Annotated in this window: 20 protein-coding genes; all 20 read left to right on the top strand. The window is 45.7% G+C overall.

All coding sequences use genetic code 11. The features are described from left to right. Positions 1 to 143 precede the first annotated feature (143 nt). The 20 genes from pnp (at position 144) to J2T20_RS08585 (ending at position 23243) form a co-directional block, all read left to right on the top strand. Positions 144 to 2246, top strand: a complete 2103-nt coding sequence (pnp, locus tag J2T20_RS08680; protein WP_307587470.1) for a polyribonucleotide nucleotidyltransferase — start codon at positions 144 to 146, stop codon at positions 2244 to 2246. Positions 2247 to 2479: 233 nt separating this feature from the next. Then, positions 2480 to 3466, top strand: a complete 987-nt coding sequence (locus tag J2T20_RS08675) for a polysaccharide deacetylase family protein (protein ID WP_307587468.1) — start codon at positions 2480 to 2482, stop codon at positions 3464 to 3466. A 59-nt stretch (positions 3467 to 3525) separates the two neighbouring features. Further along, positions 3526 to 4791, top strand: coding sequence for a M16 family metallopeptidase (locus J2T20_RS08670; protein ID WP_307587466.1), 1266 nt, complete (start codon positions 3526 to 3528; stop codon positions 4789 to 4791). Further along, entirely contained in the window at positions 4769 to 5215 is a 447-nt protein-coding gene (gene dut / locus J2T20_RS08665; protein ID WP_307587464.1) for a dUTP diphosphatase, read from the top strand. Before J2T20_RS08670 ends, dut begins: the two co-directional genes overlap by 23 nt. A 160-nt stretch (positions 5216 to 5375) precedes the next feature. Next, a complete protein-coding gene (dpsA, locus tag J2T20_RS08660; protein WP_307587462.1) occupies positions 5376 to 6269 on the top strand; it encodes a dipicolinate synthase subunit DpsA in 894 nt (297 codons plus the stop codon). A 2-nt stretch (positions 6270 to 6271) separates the two neighbouring features. Beyond that, complete coding sequence (locus J2T20_RS08655) at positions 6272 to 6868, top strand: dipicolinate synthase subunit B (protein ID WP_307587460.1); 597 nt, start codon at positions 6272 to 6274, stop codon at positions 6866 to 6868. Between the two features lie 51 nt (positions 6869 to 6919). Further along, the gene (locus tag J2T20_RS08650) at positions 6920 to 7957 is read left to right on the top strand and encodes an aspartate-semialdehyde dehydrogenase (protein WP_307587458.1); all 1038 of its coding nucleotides are present in this window, start codon (positions 6920 to 6922) and stop codon (positions 7955 to 7957) included. A gap of 149 nt (positions 7958 to 8106) precedes the next feature. Further along, entirely contained in the window at positions 8107 to 9330 is a 1224-nt protein-coding gene (gene dapG / locus J2T20_RS08645; protein ID WP_307587456.1) for an aspartate kinase, read from the top strand. A gap of 14 nt (positions 9331 to 9344) precedes the next feature. Beyond that, positions 9345 to 10223 carry a 4-hydroxy-tetrahydrodipicolinate synthase gene (gene dapA / locus J2T20_RS08640; protein WP_307587454.1) on the top strand — a complete coding sequence of 293 codons (879 nt, stop codon included), beginning with the start codon at positions 9345 to 9347 and terminating at the stop codon, positions 10221 to 10223. 565 nt (positions 10224 to 10788) lie between these two features. Beyond that, positions 10789 to 12468: a ribonuclease J gene (locus tag J2T20_RS08635; RefSeq protein WP_307587452.1), complete on the top strand. Its 1680-nt coding sequence runs from the start codon at positions 10789 to 10791 to the stop codon at positions 12466 to 12468. Between the two features lie 210 nt (positions 12469 to 12678). After that, positions 12679 to 13455, top strand: a complete 777-nt coding sequence (locus J2T20_RS08630) for a ClpP family protease (RefSeq protein ID WP_307587450.1) — start codon at positions 12679 to 12681, stop codon at positions 13453 to 13455. After that, positions 13452 to 13673: a YlzJ-like family protein gene (locus tag J2T20_RS08625; RefSeq protein WP_307587448.1), complete on the top strand. Its 222-nt coding sequence runs from the start codon at positions 13452 to 13454 to the stop codon at positions 13671 to 13673. The genes J2T20_RS08630 and J2T20_RS08625 overlap by 4 nt, the downstream gene beginning before the upstream one ends. A gap of 114 nt (positions 13674 to 13787) precedes the next feature. Continuing rightward, entirely contained in the window at positions 13788 to 16421 is a 2634-nt protein-coding gene (locus J2T20_RS08620; RefSeq protein ID WP_307587446.1) for an FtsK/SpoIIIE family DNA translocase, read from the top strand. Between the two features lie 176 nt (positions 16422 to 16597). Then, on the top strand, positions 16598 to 17455 hold the full coding sequence (gene sleB / locus J2T20_RS08615; protein WP_307587445.1) for a spore cortex-lytic enzyme: 858 nt from the start codon (positions 16598 to 16600) through the stop codon (positions 17453 to 17455). A 129-nt stretch (positions 17456 to 17584) separates the two neighbouring features. Next, the gene (yfmF, locus tag J2T20_RS08610; RefSeq protein WP_373457777.1) at positions 17585 to 18865 is read left to right on the top strand and encodes an EF-P 5-aminopentanol modification-associated protein YfmF; all 1281 of its coding nucleotides are present in this window, start codon (positions 17585 to 17587) and stop codon (positions 18863 to 18865) included. Positions 18866 to 18867: 2 nt separating this feature from the next. Continuing rightward, positions 18868 to 20148 (top strand): EF-P 5-aminopentanol modification-associated protein YfmH, encoded by a 1281-nt coding sequence (gene yfmH, locus J2T20_RS08605; RefSeq protein WP_307587443.1) that lies wholly within the window; start codon positions 18868 to 18870, stop codon positions 20146 to 20148. Further along, a complete protein-coding gene (gene ymfI / locus J2T20_RS08600) occupies positions 20148 to 20915 on the top strand; it encodes an elongation factor P 5-aminopentanone reductase (protein ID WP_307587441.1) in 768 nt (255 codons plus the stop codon). Before yfmH ends, ymfI begins: the two co-directional genes overlap by 1 nt. 95 nt (positions 20916 to 21010) lie before the next feature. After that, positions 21011 to 21283, top strand: a complete 273-nt coding sequence (locus tag J2T20_RS08595; protein WP_307587440.1) for a DUF3243 domain-containing protein — start codon at positions 21011 to 21013, stop codon at positions 21281 to 21283. A gap of 174 nt (positions 21284 to 21457) precedes the next feature. Next, complete coding sequence (locus J2T20_RS08590) at positions 21458 to 22225, top strand: DUF3388 domain-containing protein (protein ID WP_307587439.1); 768 nt, start codon at positions 21458 to 21460, stop codon at positions 22223 to 22225. A 25-nt stretch (positions 22226 to 22250) separates the two neighbouring features. Beyond that, positions 22251 to 23243 (top strand): helix-turn-helix domain-containing protein, encoded by a 993-nt coding sequence (locus tag J2T20_RS08585; protein ID WP_307587437.1) that lies wholly within the window; start codon positions 22251 to 22253, stop codon positions 23241 to 23243. Positions 23244 to 23271 lie beyond the last annotated feature (28 nt).

The raw sequence follows: 23271 nt of genomic DNA, 5'->3' as shown, positions 1-23271 counted from the left end.
TATTATTCGCATAAAACGGCTACTACTTCAAATGAGGCCAGGCCGTTTTTGCTTGTATTGTATAATGAATCGGGTGTTAATTAAACAAGATGTGAACCTGCTTTATTAGAGAGCGGGTCTACTTACATTCAAGGAGGGAATTTATGGAACAACGTGTTGAAATGCAGCTGGGCGGAAGACGCCTTGTACTGGAAACAGGCCGCTTAGCTAAGCAGGCAAACGCAGCAGTTATGGTGCGTTATGGAGATACCTCAGTATTGTGTACGGTTACTGCTTCCAAAGAACCTAAGGATTTGGATTTCTTCCCGCTTACAGTTAACTATGAGGAAAGACTATATGCTGTAGGTAAAATCCCCGGCGGATTTATCAAACGGGAAGGTAGACCAAGTGAAAAGGCTATTCTATCGAGCCGTTTGACTGACCGTCCTATTCGTCCTCTGTTCCCGGAAGGCTTCCGTAATGATGTTCAGGTAATGAACATGGTTATGAGCGTAGACCAAGACTGCACACCGGAAATTGCAGCTATGATCGGTACTTCGGCTTCACTTAGTATTTCTGATGTTCCTTTTGACGGACCCATTGGCGGCGTGGCTGTGGGCCGGGTTAATGGCGAATTCGTGATCAACCCTGATATTGCTCAACAAGCGGTAAGCGACATGTATCTGGTAGTTGCCGGAACCAAAGAAGCTATCATGATGGTTGAAGCGGAAGCGAACGAATTAACAGAAGATGTCATGTTAGAAGCCATTATGTTTGGACATGATGAAATTCGCAAAATTGTAGCTATGATTGAAGAGCTGGTTAAACTTGCAGGTAAAGAAAAAATGGCTGTGAAGTTACATGCGGTAAACGCTGAAGTGAACGCTGATGTTCGCGCTATGGCAGAAAGCCGTCTTGTAGAAGCTGTCAAAATTGCTGAGAAGCATGCCCGTCAAGAAGCTATTGATGTCGTAAACAATGATACCGTTGCGTATTTCGTTGAGAAATACATAGAATCACCGGAACTTCTGAAGGATGTTAAGGAAGTTCTTCACGATATCGTAAAAGAAGAAGTAAGACGTCTTATTACGCATGACAAGGTGCGTCCGGATGGTCGTAAGCTTGATGAAATTCGTCCGATTGAATGTGATACAAGCCTTCTGCCGCGTACTCACGGCTCCGGTCTATTCACACGCGGTCAAACACAAGTGCTTAGCGTATGTACATTGGGTGCTCTTGGTGATGTGCAAATTCTAGATGGCATTGATCTTGCCGAGACGAAACGATTCATGCACCATTATAACTTCCCTCCGTTCAGCGTAGGGGAAGCCCGTCCGCTTCGTCCTCCGGGTCGTCGTGAAATCGGTCATGGAGCATTGGGTGAACGTGCTTTGTCCAAGGTTATTCCTAGTGAAACTGAATTCCCGTATACCATACGTCTCGTTTCCGAGGCTATTGAGTCTAACGGGTCTACTTCCCAAGCAAGTATCTGTGCCAGCATCTTGGCTATGATGGATGCCGGTGTGCCTATTAAAGCACCTGTTGCCGGTGTGGCTATGGGTCTCATCAAGGATGGGGAGCATGTATCCATCTTAACTGATATTCAAGGTATGGAAGATCACCTGGGTGATATGGACTTTAAGGTAGCAGGTACAGCAGAGGGTGTAACTGCCATTCAAATGGACATCAAAATTGCCGGTATCGACCGTCAAATCCTGCAGGATGCATTGCAGCAGGCAAAAGAGGGACGTATGTTCATCTTGGGCAAAATGCTGGAGTCCATCTCTGAGCCAAGACCTACTTTGTCCAAATATGCTCCGAAGATTATTATTATTAATATTAATCCCGACAAGATCCGTGATGTTATCGGTGCTGGCGGTAAGATTATCAATAAAATTATTGAAGAAACCGGCGTAAAAATTGATATCGAGCAGGATGGCCGTGTCTTCATTGGCTCCTCCAACGAAGAAATGATCCAAAAAGCCCGTAATATTATTGAAGGCATTGTACGTGAAGTACAAGTCGGCGAAATCTACGTAGGTACTGTAAGACGCATTGAGAAATTCGGTGCTTTTGTCGAACTGATCCCGGGTAAAGACGGATTGGTGCATATTTCTCAGCTCTCTACAGAGCGCGTAGCAAAAGTTGAGGACGTAGTTGCTATTGGCGATACGATTACTGTAAAAGTAACCGAAATCGACCCACAGGGCCGCGTCAACCTGTCCCGCAAAGCTGTGCTGACCTCCGAAAGCGGAGCTAAAGCGTAAAACTCCTACTGAAGTGAACAGCCTAGGGTTTTAGTTATCAAAAGAGACAGAAGCGATTACGCTCTGGCTCTTTTTTAAATACTAAGGAACTATAAGTCTCGTATGGATAAAGTATGCTGGTCGGGTTTGGCTTTATGCATGCATAATTCATCCGTTTGTATCATAGGTTGGGACAAAGCGTCCCCTCAACCAAAAAGGGACGGTATACCGTTTCTGTTGGGGAGGAAGCTGCGATGAAGTTGGAAAAAGCGGCGGTTGTGCTAGCCTGTATAGCTATAGTAATCGGGATTGGAAGCAGTAGCGGGCCAGTTAAGACTATGCTGGAGGAAATATTACCACAGTATGGAAATGTCGCTGTATTGAACATTAATTCAGAAACTCCAAACGAAAATATGCGCAGGGTTATTGAGGCCAAGGCAGTAGAGCTCAAAGCACCGCCGGTAAACGCTATCGTTGATAGGGTTTGGAAGGCGATCCCAGGCTACAACGGGTTGGAAGTAGATGTCGATGCTACATACCAGAAATCACTTTTAGTGTCATCAAATGCGGCAATCAAGTACGTATACAGGCAGATCAAATCTGAAGTTTCTCTAGATGATTTGGGAGCCCAGCCGATATATCGGGGAAATCCGGGCAAGCCCATGGTATCCTTAATGATTAATGTAGCGTGGGGAAATGAATATATTTTGCCTATGCTTGATATTTTGGATCAGGAACAGGTAAAAGTGACTTTTTTTCTGGATGGCAGCTGGTTAAGTCATAATCAGGAGCTTGCCGCAGAGATGCTTAAACGAGGGCATGAACTGGAGAACCACGCGTATACCCACCCGCAAATGAGTAATCTAAGCAGAGCCAGAGCAATTCTTGAAATCGATAAAACGCGAAAGTTATTGGAGAATCTGGGCGTAACTAATAAATGGTTTGCTCCGCCTTCGGGTGATTATGATCAGGAAACGGTCGAAATTGCGAGGGGCCTCGGACTAAAAACGGTGCTATGGACACTGGATACGGTAGATTGGCGCAATCCGACTCCTGAATCTGTGGTAGCCAAAATTACGACAAAAGTCGAACCTGGATTTCTTATATTGATGCACCCCACCTCATCCTCATCCCAAGCGCTTAGGGGCATGATTCAGGGGATTAAGGCAAAGGGATTGAGACTAGGAACGGTTAGCCAGACGCTGTCAGCGGAACGTATAATACCCTCTGAGGTTGAGTGAGGGGTCTAATTCTGTTATAACTGTAGGAAGAAACAGGGCTATGCCAGGAGGATTTTGAAGTGGAAAAAATAGTGCTATCCAACGGGTTGCGAGTAGTAATGGAGAAAATCCCAACTGGACGTTCCGTCTCCTTCGGAATTTGGGTCAGAACAGGGTCGAGAAACGAACGACTTGAGAATAATGGGATCTCCCATTTTGTAGAACATATGCTATTTAAGGGAACGGATCGCTTCAGTGCAAAGGATATTGCGGAGCAGTTTGATGCGATTGGCGGAAATGTTAATGCATTCACCTCTAAGGAATACACTTGCTATTATGCTAAAGTTCTGGATGAGCATTTGCCAATTGCCATTGATATGCTTTCGGATATGTTTTTCCGTTCACAGATGGATGCTGAAGAGCTTAAGAAGGAAAAGAATGTTATTCTCGAAGAAATTGCGATGTGCGAGGATACGCCTGATGATTTGGTGCATGATTTGATGTGTGCTGCTGCTTACGGAGATCATCCTTTGGCCTATACCATTTTAGGTTTGAAGGAACGGCTCATGGACATGACGCCAGACGATCTTCGTGCCTATATGAAGGAACAGTATACCATTGAGAATACAGTAATTAGTGTGGCGGGTAATATCAATGACGGACTTATCGAGCTGCTGGAGAAGCATTTTGGTTCTTTTGACAATCATGGTTCATCGGCTGCATTGACGCCTCCGGATTTTCGTGGTGATCTGAGATTTCACCGTAAAAAAACAGAACAAAATCATATTTGTCTTTCTCTTCCAGGGGTTCGTACGGGAGATCCTTTACAATATGCGATGGTCTTAATTAACAATGCTGTCGGTGGTGGAATGAGCTCGCGGATGTTCCAAGAAATACGTGAAAAGCGCGGGTTGGCCTATTCGGTCTTCTCTTATCACAGCTCCCAAGCGGATAGCGGCCTGTTTACGGTGTATGCGGGTACTGCTCCTAAGCAGACGAAGGATGTCATGGAACTAACCAAAGAGATGATGCAAGAGCTTGCTGAGAAGGGTTTAAGCGAGGATGAATTGAGAAAAGGGAAAGAACAGCTTAAAGGCAGCCTTATTCTCAGTTTGGAGAGCACAAGCAGCCGCATGAACCGGATCGGTAAAAATGAGCTGATGCTGGGTAGACATCATTCACTTGATGATATGATTTCCAAAATTGGGGAAGTCAGCATGGAGGATATAAATATGGTATTGAACCAAATGTTTGCTGAACCTTTGGCCATTGCGATGGTTGGATCATCAGATAAAGTTATGAATAAAGTTAGGAGAGATGATCTTGTCTTATTACGTACAAATTAATAAACTTCCGGGAAATGAAGAGGTATTTCTACCCCGTAAAATGTCTGGGCAGGCATCGGGGTATGACTTATTCGCAGCAGTAGATGGGGAGGTTACACTTGCTCCTGGTCAACGTGCACTAATTGCGACAGGTATAGCCTTAGCCATGCCGGATGGATTAGAAGCACAGATACGCCCACGCAGCGGATTGGCATTAAAACACGGTATAACTTGTCTGAATACACCGGGAACCATCGATGCCGACTACCGGGGAGAAATAAAGGTATTATTGATTAATCTGGGCCAGGAGCCCTTTGTTATTAGCCGCAATGAGCGGATTGCACAGATGGTATTTCAGGCTGTTCCCGCTGTAACATTGGTAGAGGTGGAGCAGCTTTCAGATACGGAGCGTGGCGCCGGAGGTTTCGGACATACCGGAAAATAATTCTCTTTGATATTAAGCTTGCGTAACGTGCCAAATTAGGCATGATTCGCAGGCTTTTTTTCTATTTTAACTGTGCTCACGATCCTTTTTCACCCATTCGCAGCCCATAGCATAAGATGCTTTATAGTCGAGAGTGTAATTGAAAGGAGCGTCATCCCTTATGCTTACTGGCGTCAGGATCGTCTTCCTGGGCGGGGACGCAAGACAGTTTGAAGTCATTCGAAAGTGTGTGGAATTGGATGCCACAGTAAGCGCTGCCGGGTTTGATAATTGGCTAACCCCCTTTGAAGGGGTTAACTTGGAACCGATGAATGCACAGTTATTGAGCAATGCTGATTTGTTAGTGCTTCCTACGGTAGGCTGCGATGATGAAGGAAATATTAAGTCCATGTTCTCCACTCAGCAGCTTCAATTACTGGATGAACATGCAGCGGCCTTGCCGGCCAACTGTACGATTTATACCGGTATGGCAAAAGAATACTTACGTCAGCTATGTTCCAAGTATAAGCTGAAGCTGGTGGAATTATTGGATCGTGATGATGTTGCTATTTACAATTCTATCCCGACGGCAGAAGGTGCACTGGTATTGGCTATTCAGAATACCGACTTTACCATTCATGGGTCCACTTCAATGGTGCTCGGGATGGGGAGAACGGGATTCACAATGGCTAGAAGCCTCCAGGGACTGGGTTCGAACGTTAAGGTTGGAGTTCGGCGCCAAGAGCACTATGCCCGAGCGGAGGAAATGGGTTGGAAGCCTTTTTTGACTGAAAACTTGCTTTCGCATGTGTCGGATACTGATTTAATATTCAATACGATTCCTAGCATGATCATAACCGCTCAGGTTCTCTCACGCATACCCCGACAATGTGTCATTATCGATCTTGCCTCTGCACCAGGTGGGTGTGATTTTCGTTATGCGGAAAAAAGAGGAATTAAGGCGATACTAGCACCGGGTCTTCCCGGAATAGTTGCTCCCAAGAGTGCTGGAATCATTATGGCAAATGCGCTGGTACAGTCGATTTCAGACGAGAGTTTTAATCAGGGGGGATGAATATGAACTGGCACGGAATAACAGTTGGATACGCAATTACAGGCTCCCACTGTACATTTGCAGAGGTAATGCCGCAGATTCGGCGCTTCATCGATGGGGGTGCGAACGTTGTCCCTATTGTCTCAGGATCCGTATTAGCAACGAATACCAGGTTCGGTACATCGGAAAATTGGCTAAAACAGTTGAAAGATATAACAGGGAATGATATCATTTCTACAATTGTTGAAGCAGAACCGTTAGGTCCTTCCAAGCTGCTAGATGTGCTTACGATAGCACCCTGTACTGGAAATAGCCTGAGCAAGCTGGCTAATGCAATGACGGACAGTCCGGTACTCATGGCGGCAAAGTCGCAAATGCGTAACGGTCGGCCGCTTGTATTAGCAATATCAACAAACGATGGCTTGGGTCTGAATGCTGCGAATATTGCAAAGTTGCTGGTGGCTAAGAATATTTATTTTGTACCGTTCGGTCAGGATAATCCGCAAGGGAAGCCAAATTCTTTGGTGGCCCGGATGGAACTGATTCCGGAGGCCTGCTATGCTGCACTTCAGGGAAGCCAGCTGCAACCGATGATCGTCGAACGATTTCATTCAGCATAATATTCGCCACAGTAGATCCAGCTGTAACTAATAGAAGGGGAGATGCACCAAATGAGCAATGTAAAGTTTAATGTAGCCGTTGTCGGAGCAACAGGAGCGGTAGGAGAACAAATTATAGGTCTCTTGGAAAAGCGGAATTTCCCAATTTCCAAGCTGAAGTTATTGTCTTCCCCGCGGTCGGCAGGCACAGTTATAAACTTTAAGGGCCAAGATATAGTAGTGGAAGTAGCTACCCCCGAAAGTTTTGAAGGTATTGATATTGCTTTGTTCAGCGCAGGTGGAGATGTCAGTAAGGATCTCGCACCTCATGCAGTCCGCCATGGAGCTGTTTGTATTGATAATACGAATGCGTTTCGCATGGACCCAGGTACACCATTAGTTGTACCGGAGGTTAACCCCGAGCAAATCAATAACCATAAAGGTATTATTGCTAATCCTAACTGTTCTACAATCCAAATGGTAGCAGCATTGAAGCCTCTGCAGGACAAATATGGCATCTCTCGAATTATTGTGTCCACCTATCAAGCGGTATCAGGTGCGGGTGCCCGAGCCATTGAAGAACTTATGCGTCAGAGCAAGGAAGTTCTGGATGGTGGAGAAACCAACCCGGATATTCTGCCGGTAGGTTCACTTCCCGTGAAACATCAAATTGCCTTCAATGCCATTCCGCAAATTGATAAATTTAATGAGAATGGCTATACCCTTGAAGAAATGAAAATGGTCAATGAAACGAAGAAGATTATGGGTGATGATTCTATTGAGGTGACAGCTACTTGTGTTCGTATTCCGGTAGTCTACGGTCACTCTGAATCGATCTACGTTGAATTGAAGTCTGATTATGAGCTTAACGAGGTACGTGAGCTTCTGTCTGAAGCACCCGGAATTACGTTACATGATGATCCGTCTTCTCAATCGTATCCTCTCGCAACCTATGCTGCTGGCAAACCCGATGTGTTCGTCGGACGGCTTCGCCGGGATCTAGGGGCCAAACGCGGTCTTAATATGTGGGTGGTCTCCGATAATTTGATGAAAGGCGCGGCTTGGAATGCTGTGCAGATTGCCGAGATCATCGCTTCGCAAAGATCATAATCTCACCAGCCACCGTCCTCTTTTTTTTTCGAGGGCGGTTCAATTATTTGACTTCATAATAGTATTGAAATACGCAGGTTCTAGCTCACTTTACGGGTTAACTCCTGCGTGTTTGTTGATGTGTTCGCATAGTAATGGAGGAATTATAAATGGGTATTTTAGTGCAAAAGTTCGGTGGAACCTCACTTTCCACCCCGCAAGCCAGAGAACATGTTATGGGACATGTTAAGCGTGAATTGGCTAATGGATACAATCTGGTTATTGTTGTTTCTGCAATGGGGCGGAAAGGGGAGCCTTATGCCACCGATACTTTGCTCGATTGGGCTGTACAGAACGGCAATGCGCTGCCGGATCGGGAGAAAGATCTGCTGCTATGCTGCGGTGAAATTATCTCAGCCACAACACTCTGCAGCTTGCTACAGATGGAGAATATCCCTTCTACAGTGCTTACAGGCGCGCAGGCTGGCTTTTTAACGGACAGCAGCTATGGCAATGCAAGAATTCTTGATGTGCGTCCTGAGCGTATTTTACGTGAGCTGAGAGAGCATAAGGTTGTTATAGTAACAGGGTTTCAGGGTCAAACTGAGGCGGGCGACTTTACAACCCTCGGTCGGGGAGGAAGCGACACCTCTGCGACAGCATTAGGTGCGGCACTCCGCGCAGATATGGTCGATATTTATACGGATGTGGATGGTATATTAACAGCAGATCCCCGTATTGTAGAAGATGCGAAGCCTTTGACTTATATGACTTATACCGAAATTTGCAATATGGCTTATCAGGGTGCGAAGGTAATCCATCCCCGTGCGGTTGAGATAGCGATGCAGGCACAAATTCCGGTGCGTGTACGATCGACGTTCTCAGAAGGGGAAGGAACGCTCGTTACCCTTCAGGAAGGGTTTAATGATATGCAGAACGGCGGTATAGTAGACCGTTTTGTTACGGGTATAGCCTATGTAAGCAACATTACACAAATCGCCGTAGATTGTCCCGATGGAAATGTGGGTGGCGTTCAACTGCAAATTTTCAAAAGTATGGCGGATAATGGCATCAGTGTTGATTTTATTAATGTAACTCCGACAGGAGCAGTGTACACGGTATTCGATAACACCTCGGAAAAAGCGATCTCTGCACTGCAAGAGCTTGGTCTACGTCCAAAGAGCTTATCGGGTTGTGCAAAGGTATCTGTAATTGGCGGTGGAATTAACGGGGTTCCGGGGATCATGGCTCATGTCGTAGAGGCATTAAGCTCTCAGAACATCCAGATCTTGCAGTCTGCAGATTCCAACACCACGATTTGGGTACTCGTAAAAAAAGAGGATATGGTGCAATCTCTGCGCTCGCTGCATTCCAAGTTTGAACTTCACCGTTAGGAGGAGGAATTCAAGTGGATTTCGGAAGATTAATTACGGCCATGGTCACCCCTTTTGACAAGGCAGGAGAAATCAACTGGGAAGAAGCTTCTCGGCTTGTAGATTATTTAGTTGAGGAACAGAAAACAGAGGGTCTGGTCGTCTGTGGTACGACTGGGGAATCTCCCACTCTGACTGATGATGAAAAACTCAAATTATTCGCTTTTGTAAAAGAAAAAGCACGGGGGCGCTGTAAAATTATCGCAGGAACGGGCAGTAACAGCACAAGGCACTCTATTCATCTCACGAAAGAAGCAGAGAAGCTGGGAGTGGACGGAGCGTTACTGGTTGTTCCTTATTACAACAAACCGAATCAGGAAGGTCTGTACCAGCATTTTGCGGGTATAGCGGCGGAGACCCGTCTTCCGCTCATTCTTTACAATGTTCCGGGCCGGACCAGTGTCTGCATGAGTGCCGCTACAACGATAAGGTTGGCACAAATTCCGAATATCGTTGCAACAAAGGAATGTGTGTCTGTAGATCAAGTTACCCTTATTGCTGCCGGCAGTCCTCAGGATTTTCGTGTTTACTCAGGTGATGATGCTGCTGCTTTGCCTACACTGGCTGTGGGAGGCCACGGGATCATCAGTGTAGCGAGCCATATTGTCGGAGCTCAAATGGCGGAAATGATCAGTGCCTTTATTTCCGGTGATGTTCGGCGGGCCGGAGAAATACACCGCAAGCTTTTCCCTATATTCAAAGGGTTGTTCGAATGTCCGCAGCCGCTGCCCAACCCCTCGGCTGTTAAATACGCCTTAGAGATGCGCGGCTTGAAGGTTGGTTCAGTAAGACTTCCCTTAATTTCACCAACCGAAGATGAGGCGGCATTTATAGAAGCACTTTTGAAATCATAGGATTGAGTGGTATACCTACAAAAAAACCGGTATCTCTTTATGGAGAAATCGGTTTTTTGTGTGTGAATGTTTACCTTTTTCAGAGTTATATTTTACATAAGTAAGAGTCCCTTAATAAAAGGAATAACTCCAATAAAATGATTAAATAACGATCAGCTTTTGGGGGAATAATAATGATATGGAGTGGACGACTTGTCTTTTGACAAAAAAATCATGTATAATATGGATAAGTGACTGGGTGCGGTTAAAATTAAATATGCGATAATCTTCCGTCAATGTGTTACATTGTGAGACAGGATAGGTCCCTGGATAAGTCTGCCTACTATATGCTATAGTTTCGCGCGAGGGGCGCGGCGGTGAAATTTGACGGCGTTTATGGCTTGAGAAGATATTACTGCCCGAAATCGGGAGCTTTAGAATTTCCCAGTATGCAGACTTTAGGAATTTCCTGTTGCTTCCGGAAGTTTTTAGCAGTTTGAAGAATGTGTTCAGCGCCGCTGAGATACGAAGTTCAATGTTTTAAATAATAGTATGACGTCCAACATCATAGGAGGGTTAGATTCATTTGTCCAAAAAAACCAACAACGATAAACTGACGATATTCGCTTTGGGCGGAGTCGGCGAAATCGGGAAGAACATGTATGTTATTCAATATGGAGCGGATATTGTAGTCGTGGATTCGGGACTCAAGTTCCCTGAAGAGGATATGCTCGGTATTGATATCGTTATTCCTGACATTTCGTATTTGACGGAAAATCGCGATAAGGTAAGAGGCATCGTGCTTACACATGGTCATGAAGACCATATTGGCGGTCTGCCTTACGTCTTGAAGAATCTGAATGTTCCGGTCTATGGAACAAGATTAACTTTAGGACTTGTGGAAAACAAGCTGAAGGAAGCGAATTTGCTTGGAGATACCAAACGGATTTTGATTCATGAGGATTCCGAAATTCAACTGGGGACTTCTCTAAAAGCAACTTTCTTCAGAACGAATCACAGTATTCCTGACTCTGTCGGAGTATGTATCGAAACACCTGAAGGCAATGTGGTTCATACGGGTGACTTCAAATTTGACCATACCCCAGTTAATGGCCAATTTGCAAACCTGCATCGCATGGCTGAAATCGGCACAAAAGGCGTACTCGCACTTTTGTCTGACAGCACGAATGCTGAGAAGCCGGGCTTCACACCTTCAGAAAAAAATGTGGGTATTGTCCTCGAGGATATCTTCCGCAAGGCTGAACAACGTGTCGTTGTAGCGACCTTCGCATCTAACGTACACCGTATTCAGCAAGTGGTAAATGCCGCTGAATCAACAGGTCGCAAGATTACAGTTATCGGCCGCAGCATGGTTAATGTTGTCTCCATCGCTTCCGAGCTGGGCTATTTGAACGTACCGGATGGTATGCTGATTGAGCCGGAGGAAATGAACAGAATGGCGGCAAACCGTGTAGTCGTTCTATGCACAGGTAGCCAAGGCGAGCCAATGTCCGCATTGACACGTATGGCACGATCCAGCCATCGCAAAGTTGACATTATGCCGGGCGACACTGTCATTATTGCAGCAACTCCAGTACCGGGTAACGAGAAATATGTAGGCCGTACGATTGATGAATTGTTCCGTTTGGGTGCCAACGTTATCTATAGTGGGTCCAATTCCGGCGTTCACGTCTCCGGTCATGGTAGCCAGGAAGAATTGAAACTGATGCTTAACCTGATGAAACCTAAATATTTCATTCCAATTCACGGTGAATACCGGATGCAACGCAAGCATGCATTATTGGCGGAATCCGTTGGTGTTGAACCAAGCAACATTTTCATTACTGAGCTTGGCGAAGTAGTTGAAATTTCAAATGGTGTAGCACGTAGAGCGGGTAAGGTAACGGCTGGTAATGTACTGATTGACGGCTTAGGCGTCGGTGATGTAGGTAACATCGTACTGCGTGACCGTAAACTTTTGTCCCAGGATGGTATTCTCGTTGTCGTGGTAACCTTAAGCAAGCAGAACGGAGCCATCGTTTCAGGGCCAGACATTATTTCTCGTGGATTTGTATATGTACGTGAGTCTGAAGGACTTCTAGACGAAGCTAACCGTATTGTCTCCGGTACACTTCAACGTCTTATGAGCGAGAAAGTGAACGAATGGGCATCCCTTAAAACAAGTGTAAAAGATTCACTGGGCCGTTTCTTGTATGAGCAAACTCGCCGCAGACCGATGATTTTGCCGATTATTATGGAAGTATAAGGAGAACTTCTCCTTAAATATATGGATTATACAAATAAGTCCCTTCTCCCGGAAATATTGGACGGTTTCCGCGGTGAAGGGGCTTTTTGTGTTGAGCTCTGGAAACATATTCTGCGTACCTTGAATAATGCTGCGCCCTCTGATGTCATACTAAGGAAAGTCAGCAAGCTGCAGCAGTATGGCTGTAAGCGGAAGGGAGAGCTTTTAACAATGAACAATAATGTGGGATCCCAATCTAATGAGCAAATGGGTGGAGAAACTATACCTGTTCCGGTGAGAACGGAGAACATCCCGAATGGGGAAATTGCAACATTAGGTGCAGTCAAAGAGCTTGGACAAAACGTAGTTCCCAATGGGGAACCGGATATTTTTTGCATGACTATAATAGGACAAATAGAAGGGCATCTTGTACTCCCTCCTCATAACAAAACAACGAAATATGAACATATTATTCCTCAGTTGGTGGCTGCAGAGCAGAGTAAAAACATCAAAGGACTGCTAATCATTTTGAATACGGTGGGAGGAGATGTGGAAGCGGGTCTCGCAATAGCCGAGATGATCGCATCCCTTTCGAAACCGACTGTAACGGTAGTTATCGGAGGAGGCCATAGTATAGGAGTGCCAATAGCTGTATCCTCCAATTATTCTATTATTGCTGAGAGTGCTACGATGACTATTCACCCCATCCGTATGAACGGTCTTGTGATTGGTGTTCCTCAGACCTTTGAATATATGGAGAAAATGCAGGATCGTGTAGTGAATTTTGTTACGAGTCATTCAAGGATCACTGAGGAAGCATTCAAGCATCTCATGTTCAAGACAGGTGAACTAAATCGTGATATCGGGACTGCCGTCGGAGGATATGATGCAGTTAAGTACGGACTAATGGATGAGGTGGGTGGGATTGGAGCTGCACTCTCACATTTGAACAGCATGATAGGAAATACAAATCCAACCCAGTCTATCAATGGAGGGTTAACTCAATGACACTTTATACGGTAATGCCAATGGAACAGGTCTGGGAAGGAGCGTGGAACGGTTCACCTCAGCTGATGGAACTGCAACAGGGAGAAATGCTAATGCAGGTAGAACCTCTTGAGCACGGGCGCGCTCGTATTGTCCGGCTTATACACTGCCCCTTAAATTGTTATTTGAATCCTGCACTATCCCCGGGAGCCATAATCCCTTATATATCAAGTTATTAATGGATGTTATGGGTCGGGAATTAGAGAGTACACAATAACGCATTTTGCGACAAAAGAGAACATAGGTACGCCACCCCATTATATGGTATAATGTTGTTCTTGGGGGTGGCTTTTGTGGCAAAAAGAAAAAAGAAAAAGAAAAAAGTGCTGCTTGGCAGCGTTTTAAAATATGAAATATACGGGATATTATTAATCACCATTTCTGTCATAGCGTTGTCCGGGGAAGCGGCGGTGGGTCGTTCTCTTTCAAGTCTGGCCGGATACCTACTTGGTCGATTTTATTTCATTCTGCCTCTTATAGGTATTTTTTACGGTCTAATGGTCATGATTCACCGCAAGTGGCCTTCCTCTTGGAATAGCCGCCAATCGGGCGTGGTTCTTCTTGTGCTGTCTATGTGTCTTATGAGCAGCATCTCTTCAATGGAGCAGAAGCTGGGTCCGTTATCCATGCTCCATCCGAATAATGTCTTATCACAAATACATAATGATCTTAATGGGGCGCTGTCACCAACCTCTAACGGCAGCGAAGTTTTTATGCTAGGCAAAGATATTAGCGGGGGTTATCTCGGAGCTCTTGAGTATGCAGCCCTCCTCTGGCTGTTCGGGAATCTGGGTGCAAAGCTCTTGATGATTGTAATGCTGGCAATCAGCTTTATGCTGATTACGAACCTTTCTTACGTTGAACTATTTGGACTGTTTCGTCAACGTGCGGTTAAGCTTATAGAAGGCATCCGACTTCGAACAGCCAATCGACCACAGGCCGTTCCTGTAACCAGCACACGCGCGGGTAAAGGCAAGAAAGAGCCAGTTATTCAGAATGATGATCTGGATGACGATGAGGATTACAATGAAAGTGGACAACCTTTGCCGAATCGCAAACAACCTCTTTTCTTTAAAAGGTTGGCACAGTGGACATCCGCTCCGCTTAATAGAAGGAATCACACGGATAATCTAGAGGATGACGAATCTGATCAGGAGGTATCGGGTCAGTCTGGCCCTATTATCACAGGATTATCTAATGGGGCAGCTCCAACTCACGGTGCTTATGGATTGAACAACGAAAATGAGCTTAATGACGATGATCTGGAACCGGTAACTCCAATCATCCGGGATTTCTTCGAGCATATTCGTTCGGAAGGGCTAAGTCAGGAGGACCGCGAGGAATGGAGTGAGTTCTCACCGACTGCACGAAGTGGATCGGTGGTTCATGAACCGGAAATCTCCTTAGAGGATTTAGCTGCTCTTAATAACTTAGAGGATCCATTAGGCAGCTCTGCAGTTGAAGAGGAGTTGGTTATTTCTCCACCGCTGCCACCGCCACCTAAACCTTATAAGCTTCCGCCTTTCCGTCTCTTGACCAAGCCGAGTAGTGCGGGTAAAGCCGGTGATCAGAATGATTATATGCAAACCGCTCGTAAGCTGGAAGCAACTCTTGAGAGCTTCGGTGTAAGGGCCAAAGTACTTGAAGTAGTTAGGGGACCTGCTGTTACCCGGTATGAGATTCAGCCGGATATCGGTGTGAAAGTAAGTCGCATCGTAAATCTCACGGATGATATCGCCCTCGCTCTGGCTGCCAAAGACATTCGTATGGAGGCCCCGATTCCCGGCAAGTCAGCCATTGGTATTGAGGTGCCTAATCCTGAGGTCTCCATTGTAACTATGCGCGAGGTTATGGAGACTCAGACCTTTCAGGATGCTGAATCAAAGCTGACAATCGCTTTCGGGCGGGATATTTCTGGGCAGACGATCATTGGTAATCTGGCAAGAATGCCCCATCTCTTGGTAGCAGGTGCTACGGGATCAGGGAAATCCGTATGTATTAACGGTATTATTACCAGTATTTTATATAAGGCTAAGCCTAACGAAGTGAAATTTCTGATGGTGGATCCAAAGATGGTGGAGCTTAACGTGTATAACGGAATTCCTCATTTGCTAGCACCCGTGGTCACGGATCCCAAGCGGGCCAGTCTAGCTCTTAAGAAGATCGTTGTAGAAATGGAGAAGAGATACGAGCTGTTCTCCAAATCAGGGACGCGGAATGTTGAAGGTTATAACACACTTATGAAGGATAATCCGGATGCGGTGCTACCCTACATCGTTGTCATAGTGGATGAGCTTGCGGACTTAATGATGGTTGCCGCTAACGATGTGGAAGATGCAATTTGCCGGCTTGCGCAAATGGCCCGCGCTGCGGGGATCCATTTGATTATTGCGACACAACGCCCTTCTGTAGATGTTATTACCGGGGTCATTAAGGCTAATATTCCTTCGCGAATAGCATTCGGTGTATCTTCTTCGGTGGATTCGCGAACCATTCTTGATATGGGTGGGGCAGAAAAGCTGCTTGGACGGGGGGATATGCTCTTCCTACCCATGGGCTCTTCAAAGCCGATCCGTGTGCAAGGCGCTTTTCTTAGTGACCAAGAGGTTGAAACCATCGTTCAGTATGTAAGTGGACAAGCTGAGGCTAATTACGATGATTCAATTGTTCCAGAGGTTGATGATTCCAACGCGGTGGATCAGGAGCCTCAGGACGAGCTTTATGAGCAAGCCGTACAAATAGTACTGGAGGCGAAGCAGGCTTCTGTATCACTGCTGCAGCGTCGCATGCGTGTAGGTTATACCCGTGCAGCCCGATTGATTGATTCGATGGAGGCCAGAGGCGTCATCGGCTCCTACGAAGGCAGTAAGCCGCGAGAGGTGCTCATTTCGTTGGAACAGTATCAGCATAATCGGATCAGTTCTTAACAGATTGATAATGTGAGAAGGCATTCCCAAGCCATTATTTATTGGCTTGGGGATGCTTTTTTCTTTTTTGACGAACTCTTCTTTCTAGATAGGTAGTGTATAGGATGTGCTGACAGTCGTCATAATAACTTTAGCCATTCATGCAGAACCTACAAAAGAAAGGTAGAGCGAATCCTATGAAGAAACAAAAGATGTGGCTACTTGCCGTATTGACCCTTGCATTGACTGCTGGACCGATTACTGTGCAATGGTATGGGGGACAGGACGAAGTTAAGAATAAGAAACAAACCGTGCCGGGGTCAATTACTTCACAACAAATCGCTTTTGAAGAGGCACTTCCAGCTTTTAGTACGACTCTGGTTAAATACGGAGCCAAAGGTCAAGATGTTTATGAACTTCAGGGAAGGCTGAAGCATTTAGGGTATTATGATGGGAAAATAGACAGTCAATATGGCCCTAAAACACTGAAATCCGTGAAGTGGTTTCAATGGAAGTTTGGTATGAAGGCAGATGGAGTTGTAGGAGCTAAAACGAAGCTGAAGCTATATAATGCCACTAAGAACTGGAGACCAACTGAGCCCAAAACGGCTGCGGGAGGTGGAGAGAAGAAGGCTAATACAGGAAATACAGGTAATCCAGCTAGTACAGCCAAATTATCCTCAGGTAATGCAATGGGACTATCTGAAAATGACCTGAAAATTATGGCGAATGCCGTGTATGGTGAGGCTAGAGGGGAGCCATTTGAAGGACAAGTTGCAGTTGCTGCTGTAATCCTGAATCGGGTAAAATCACCTAACTTTCCTAAGACGCCTTCAGGGGTTATTTTTCAGCCTGGAGCTTTCACAGCTGTTGCTGACGGCCAAATATACCTGGAACCCAACGAACAGGCGCGAAAAGCGGTTCAACAGGCCTTAAGCGGCTGGGACCCGTCAGGAGGATGCATCTATTACTTTAATCCTGTAACGGCTACATCCAAATGGATTTGGAGCCGCCCGCAGGTCAAAACCATTGGTGAGCATATTTTCTGTATGTAGAATATCACCTTCAACGGAGCAATCGGAACTGGACTTCCGGTTGCTTCCTTACTTTGGAATGGTTTAGAATGGATATTACTTCATAAAATGATCTATAGCACCTATTCACGCCGTAAAGGAGTTTTGGACTTGAATAATAATGGTTTTCAGCATGGTAACGCTGCAGGCATGCGCATTCACGTATTGCCAACTAAAGCGTTCAAAACCTTCGCCATCTCACTTTATGCCGGTGTTCCGCTTGAAGAGGAGACAGTAACCTCAACCGCGCTAATTCCCTTCGTACTTCGTAGAGGGACTGCCTCTTATCCGGAGACGACGCAGTTTCGCGAAAGGCTGGAGGAGCTTTACGGAGCCGGATTTGGTTTTGATGTCTACAAACGCGGTGACCACCAAATCGTTCAGTTCCGTATGGATACGATTAATGATTCTTTTGTGCAAAGCAAGGAAAGTCTGCTAGGTGAATCGTTTGCTTTTCTGGGAGAAGTATTAACCCGCCCTGCTCTGGAGAATGGACTTTTCCGCTCGTCCTATGTAGCTACAGAACGTGAAACAGTCCGTAAGAAACTGGAGTCTATTGTAAACGATAAGATCCGGTATGCTGCTGAACGATGTATCGAAGAGATGTGTAAGAATGAGCCTTATAGACTCCATCCCCTGGGGCAGAGAGTCGATTTGGATACATTGACACCTGAGAAGCTGTATCAATCCTACAATTCATGGTTGGATGGTGCCATTCTGGATCTGTATGTAGTCGGGGACACTACACCAGAGGAAGTGGAGAAGCTGGTGAAACGCCACTTCGGCCGTAATACAACAGAAACCAAGGACTACGCTTCACGCTTCGTTCCGGTAACAGTAACGGAGGTTCGAACCGTTGAAGAAAAACTTGATGTTAGCCAAGGTAAGCTGAATATGGGTTTGCGTACCTCTATCACATACAAAGATGATACGTATGCCACTGCGTTGATGCATAACGGAATTTTGGGTGGCTACCCTCATTCCAAGCTGTTTGTGAATGTCCGAGAGAAGGAGAGCCTTGCCTATTATGCATCCTCCCGCTATGACGGTCATAAAGGGATCGGAACGATACAATCCGGTATTGAAATGCAAAATTACGGTAAAGCGGTCGACATTATCACCAAACAGCTAGAAGAGATGAAGGCTGGCCGTATTAGTGATTTAGAACTCAGTCAGACCAAAGCGATGATTCGTAATCTGCTCTCTGAAATTCAGGATTCCGCATTTGAAATGATTTCGTTTGATTTCAACCGCCAGCTTTCCGGTAAAGATCGGTCTACTCAGGAGCTAATGGATCAGGTTGAAGGAACCGGAGCAGAGGATGTGAAGGCAGCCGCTGACACTTTTCAGCTGGACACGATTTATTTCCTGACAGGGCAGAAGGAGGAATAGCGGTGGAACAGATTTATTACGAAAGACTACAAGAAACCATTTATCACGAAGTGATGGAGAACGGACTGCGGGTATATGTATTGCCAAAGCAGGGTTTCCGTAAAACATATGCGACTTTTGCAACGAAATACGGTTCTGTAGACAATCATTTTCATGTTGCCGGAGGGGAAGAGACAAAGGTCCCTGACGGAATTGCCCATTTTCTTGAGCATAAAATGTTTGAAGAGCCGGAAGGCGATATTTTCGCCACCTTCGCCTCAAATGGTGCATCTGCGAACGCTTTTACGAGCTTTGACCAGACCGTCTATTTATTCTCTGCTACGGAGAATATTGAGACCAATCTGGAAACGCTGGTTGATTTTGTGCAGCGCCCCTATTTCACCGATGAGAACGTCGATAAGGAAAAGGGTATTATCGGCCAAGAAATCAACATGTATGCGGATAATCCAGATTGGCGTGTCTATTTCGGCCTAATTGAAGCGATGTATTCCAAGCACCCGGTTCACATTGATATCGCCGGAACGATTGAATCCATCGGCACAATTACAAAGGAAACACTGTATTCCTGCTACAATGCGTTTTATCATCCGAGTAATATGCTTCTCTTTGTGGTCGGAGGGGTCGAACCGGAGAAAGTCATTTCACTTATCCGCAGCAACCAAAGCGCGAAGTCTTACGGAATTCAAGGTGATATCGAACGTATTTTTGAAGAAGAACCACAAGCAGTGGATCAAAAAGTCCGTGAGTGCAAGCTGGCCGTATCCATGCCTAAATGCTTGTTCGGCTTCAAGGAAAAGGTGGAGGGGCTATCAGGCGAGGCAGCTATTCGTCGTGACCTTACAACCAAATTGATGCTCGATCTGTTATTTGGCAGCAGTACCACGCTGTATCAGAAGCTTTATGACGAAGGGCTGATTTCAGATAGCTTTGGACATGAATTCAACAGTTCCCCTGAATATGCATTTTCTGCAATAGGCGGGGACACCAAAGATCCTGATCTGCTCCTGAAGCGTATCCGGGAAGAGGTAGATGCTATTCTTAAGTCCGGCTTTGCGGAGAGTGACTTTGAACGGGCTCGCAAAAAGAAAATTGGCGGCTACTTACGGATGCTGAATTCACCGGAAAGTATTGCTCATGAATTTACACGCTATCAGTTCCGCGGCGGCAATTTATTCGAGGTTCTCCCTGTATATGAATCCCTCACACTTGATGAGGTTAATGAACGTCTGCGTAGTCATGTGGATTGGGAACAGCTGGCGGTATCCTTGGTGGTGAGTCCTTAATGGCTGGTGTGGGAGAGAACAGCAAACCATTAGGGGAAATGACTGTGCTTGTTACCGGCGGTGGTGGCGGTATCGGAGGGGCTATTGCAGAGCGTTTTGCTTCAGTGGGGATGAATGTGATCATTCACTACATGACATCACATGAGGCAGCAAATGACGTAGCCAGGCGTTGTATGGCGCTGGGGTCTAAGGTTATGACTGTAATGGCTGATATTAGAGACCGCAGCCAGCTGCTGCGTATGGCCGAGAGGCTTGAGAGCAGCGGCATGATGCCGGATATTCTTGTTAACAATGCAGGGAAAGCTCATTACGGCATGTTAGCAGATTTAAGTGAAGAGGAATGGGATGATATTATGGCTGTGAATCTGAAGGGCAGCTTCCTTTGCAGCCAAATTTTCATGCCTTATATGGTTTCTCAACGCTATGGTCGAATTGTTAATGTTTCTTCAGTGTGGGGGATTTCAGGAGCGTCCTGTGAGGTGGCTTATTCCGCTAGCAAAGGTGGCGTTAACGCCTTCACCAAAGCGCTGGCCAAAGAATTAGCTCCTTCAGGTGTAACGGTTAATGCTGTTGCACCTGGAGCGGTAAATACGTCAATGCTGTCCACGTTGCAAGAGGATGAACTGCGCATGCTAGAGGATGAAATTCCCGCAGGGCGGTTGGCGTCCCCTGAAGAAATATCATCTCTGGTTTATTTTCTGTCATTGCCTGAGTCTGGATATATTACCGGTCAGATTATCAGTCCGAATGGTGGCTGGATTACCTGATCGTATGGAGAAATACTCCAGCATAACGACCTTTGACCCGGGACATATTATAACTGTTGCTTTTAAATCTCAGTAAATATGAAGGAGGATTTAAGATGTCAACAGGATCCAATGGGCCAACTGTTATCAAAAATTTCGACACTTGGAAAAAGTTTCTGGGTGAACGTGTCGTACAGGCGGAGAAAATTGGAATGAGCGATGAGACGATCTCAAAGCTGGCTTTTGAAATCGGGGAATTCCTCGATAAAAAAGTCGATCCACAAAATTCTTCGAACCGGGCGATCAAAGAGCTGTGGGATGTCGGTAATGCAGCAGAGAAGCATACGATTGCTACTCTGATGGTAAAGCTGGCGAAAAACAACGCATAGCGGTGGAAAAAGCTCCCTTCCTGGGAGCTTTTCTGCAATTATACAGTATGACCTTGCCTTTCAAATTTTTTTTATATATCATTAACATGACCCATGCAATAAAGTGCTTTGTCGATTTATCGTTTTTGTTGACAGGTGACAAATGCAGGGAAAAGGAATCTATGAGGTGTACAAGTGGAATATAAACAATGGTATATGGAATATAAGATACATAAAAACAGACCAGGTCTGTTGGGGGATATTGCTTCCATGCTGGGTATGTTAGAGGTCAATATTTTGACTATTAACGGTGTAGAGGGTAAAACCCGAGGTATGCTGCTGGAAACCAATGATGACCAGAAAATTATGCTTATGGGCGAAATGCTCAAGAAAGTTGATAATATTACAGTAACGGCTCTGCGGACACCTCGGTTAGTAGACAAGCTGGCTGTGCGTCACGGCCGTTATATCGACAGGGATTCGGATGACCGCAAGACTTTCAGGTTTACCAGGGATGAATTAGGTCTTCTGGTAGATTTTTTGGGTGAGGTGTTTAAGAAGGAAGGGAATCAGGTTATCGGATTAAGGGGCATGCCTCGTGTCGGAAAGACGGAATCTATTATTGCCGGCAGTGTGTGTGCCATGAAACGTTGGACTTTTGTTTCCTCTACGCTGCTTCGTCAAACGGTTCGCAGCCAGCTTGCGGAGGATGAACTAAACCCAAACAATGTGTTTATTATTGACGGTATTGTAAGCACAATACGCTCAAATGAGAAACACTATAACCTGTTGCAGACGATTATGGCTATGCCAAGCACGAAGGTTATTGAGCATCCTGATATTTTTGTGCGGGAATCAGAGTACACTTATGATGATTTTGATATCATTATTGAGCTGCGAAACACTCCCAATGAAGAGATTCTGTATGAATCGTTTACAACGAGCTACAGTGATGATCTATAAAACAAACTAACGAGGAGGTGATGGTATGTCGGAACTGGGCCGGCATTTGAAGGAGGCACGTCTGCAAAAAGGGATGAGTCTTGACGATGTCCAGGAAGTAACGAAGATACGCAAAAAATATTTGGAAGCCATCGAAACAGGGGATTATAAAGTTCTCCCGGGGGATTTTTATGTTAGGGCATTTATCAAAACCTATGCGGAAGCTGTAGGTGTGAACCCTGACGAATTAATGCAGGAGCACGGTAATGTTGCTGTGACACCTAAAGAGCCTACAATGGAAAGTGTAATCCAAAAACGTAGCCGCAGGCCTGAAACGGAACGGAATGCCAAGTGGCTGCCCACTTTGCTTATGTGGACTTTTCCAGTCCTCATTATTGTTGTCATTTATATGTACGCTATTAAGTCTGGTTCCGATGGAAATCAGACCGTGGATCCTACTAAGGTAACAGATGCGACGCAGGATCCCAAAACAGCTCAGACATCCTCTCCAGCGCCCGGTGGAGGGGTAGCGCAACCGACTGCCTCTCCAACAACCGGGAATGATGGGGATTCCGTACAGACTACACCAGAACCGTCACCAAGCCTATCGCCTTCACCTGAATCGATTACTGTGGGTGCAGGCCGTAAATCAGGTAAAACCACCATCTTTGATGTATCCGCTTCGGCAGGAAGTCCTGTCGAAGTAATCATCAGTGCAACTGGGGTAAGTTGGCTTGAGGTGTATAAAGGCGGAAACTCAACGGGAGAGAAGCTTTCATATGGTAATACGGCCGCAGGAGACAATATGGTCTTTACACTAGGTAGTGAAGGGATTTATATTAAATCTGGCAACTCGCGAGCTACCGTAATTACCGTTAACGGACAGACAGTAACAGACGGAAAATCCACTTCTCGAATTCTTTTTGAATTGGCTGATGGTACAGCTGGTACAACAGATGGAACCGGTGCAACCGAGGGAACTCAAGGATCTGAGGGTTCTGAGCCCACTGCTACGGAAGAAAGCATCACTAGTGAGTAAAACCTGGAATAGGCTTTCACTTTATGGA

The organism is Paenibacillus wynnii, from assembly GCF_030812855.1.
GTDB classification, from domain to species: Bacteria; Bacillota; Bacilli; order Paenibacillales; family Paenibacillaceae; genus Paenibacillus_AQ; species Paenibacillus_AQ wynnii_A.
This window is presented reverse-complemented; position numbering and strand designations above follow the sequence as displayed.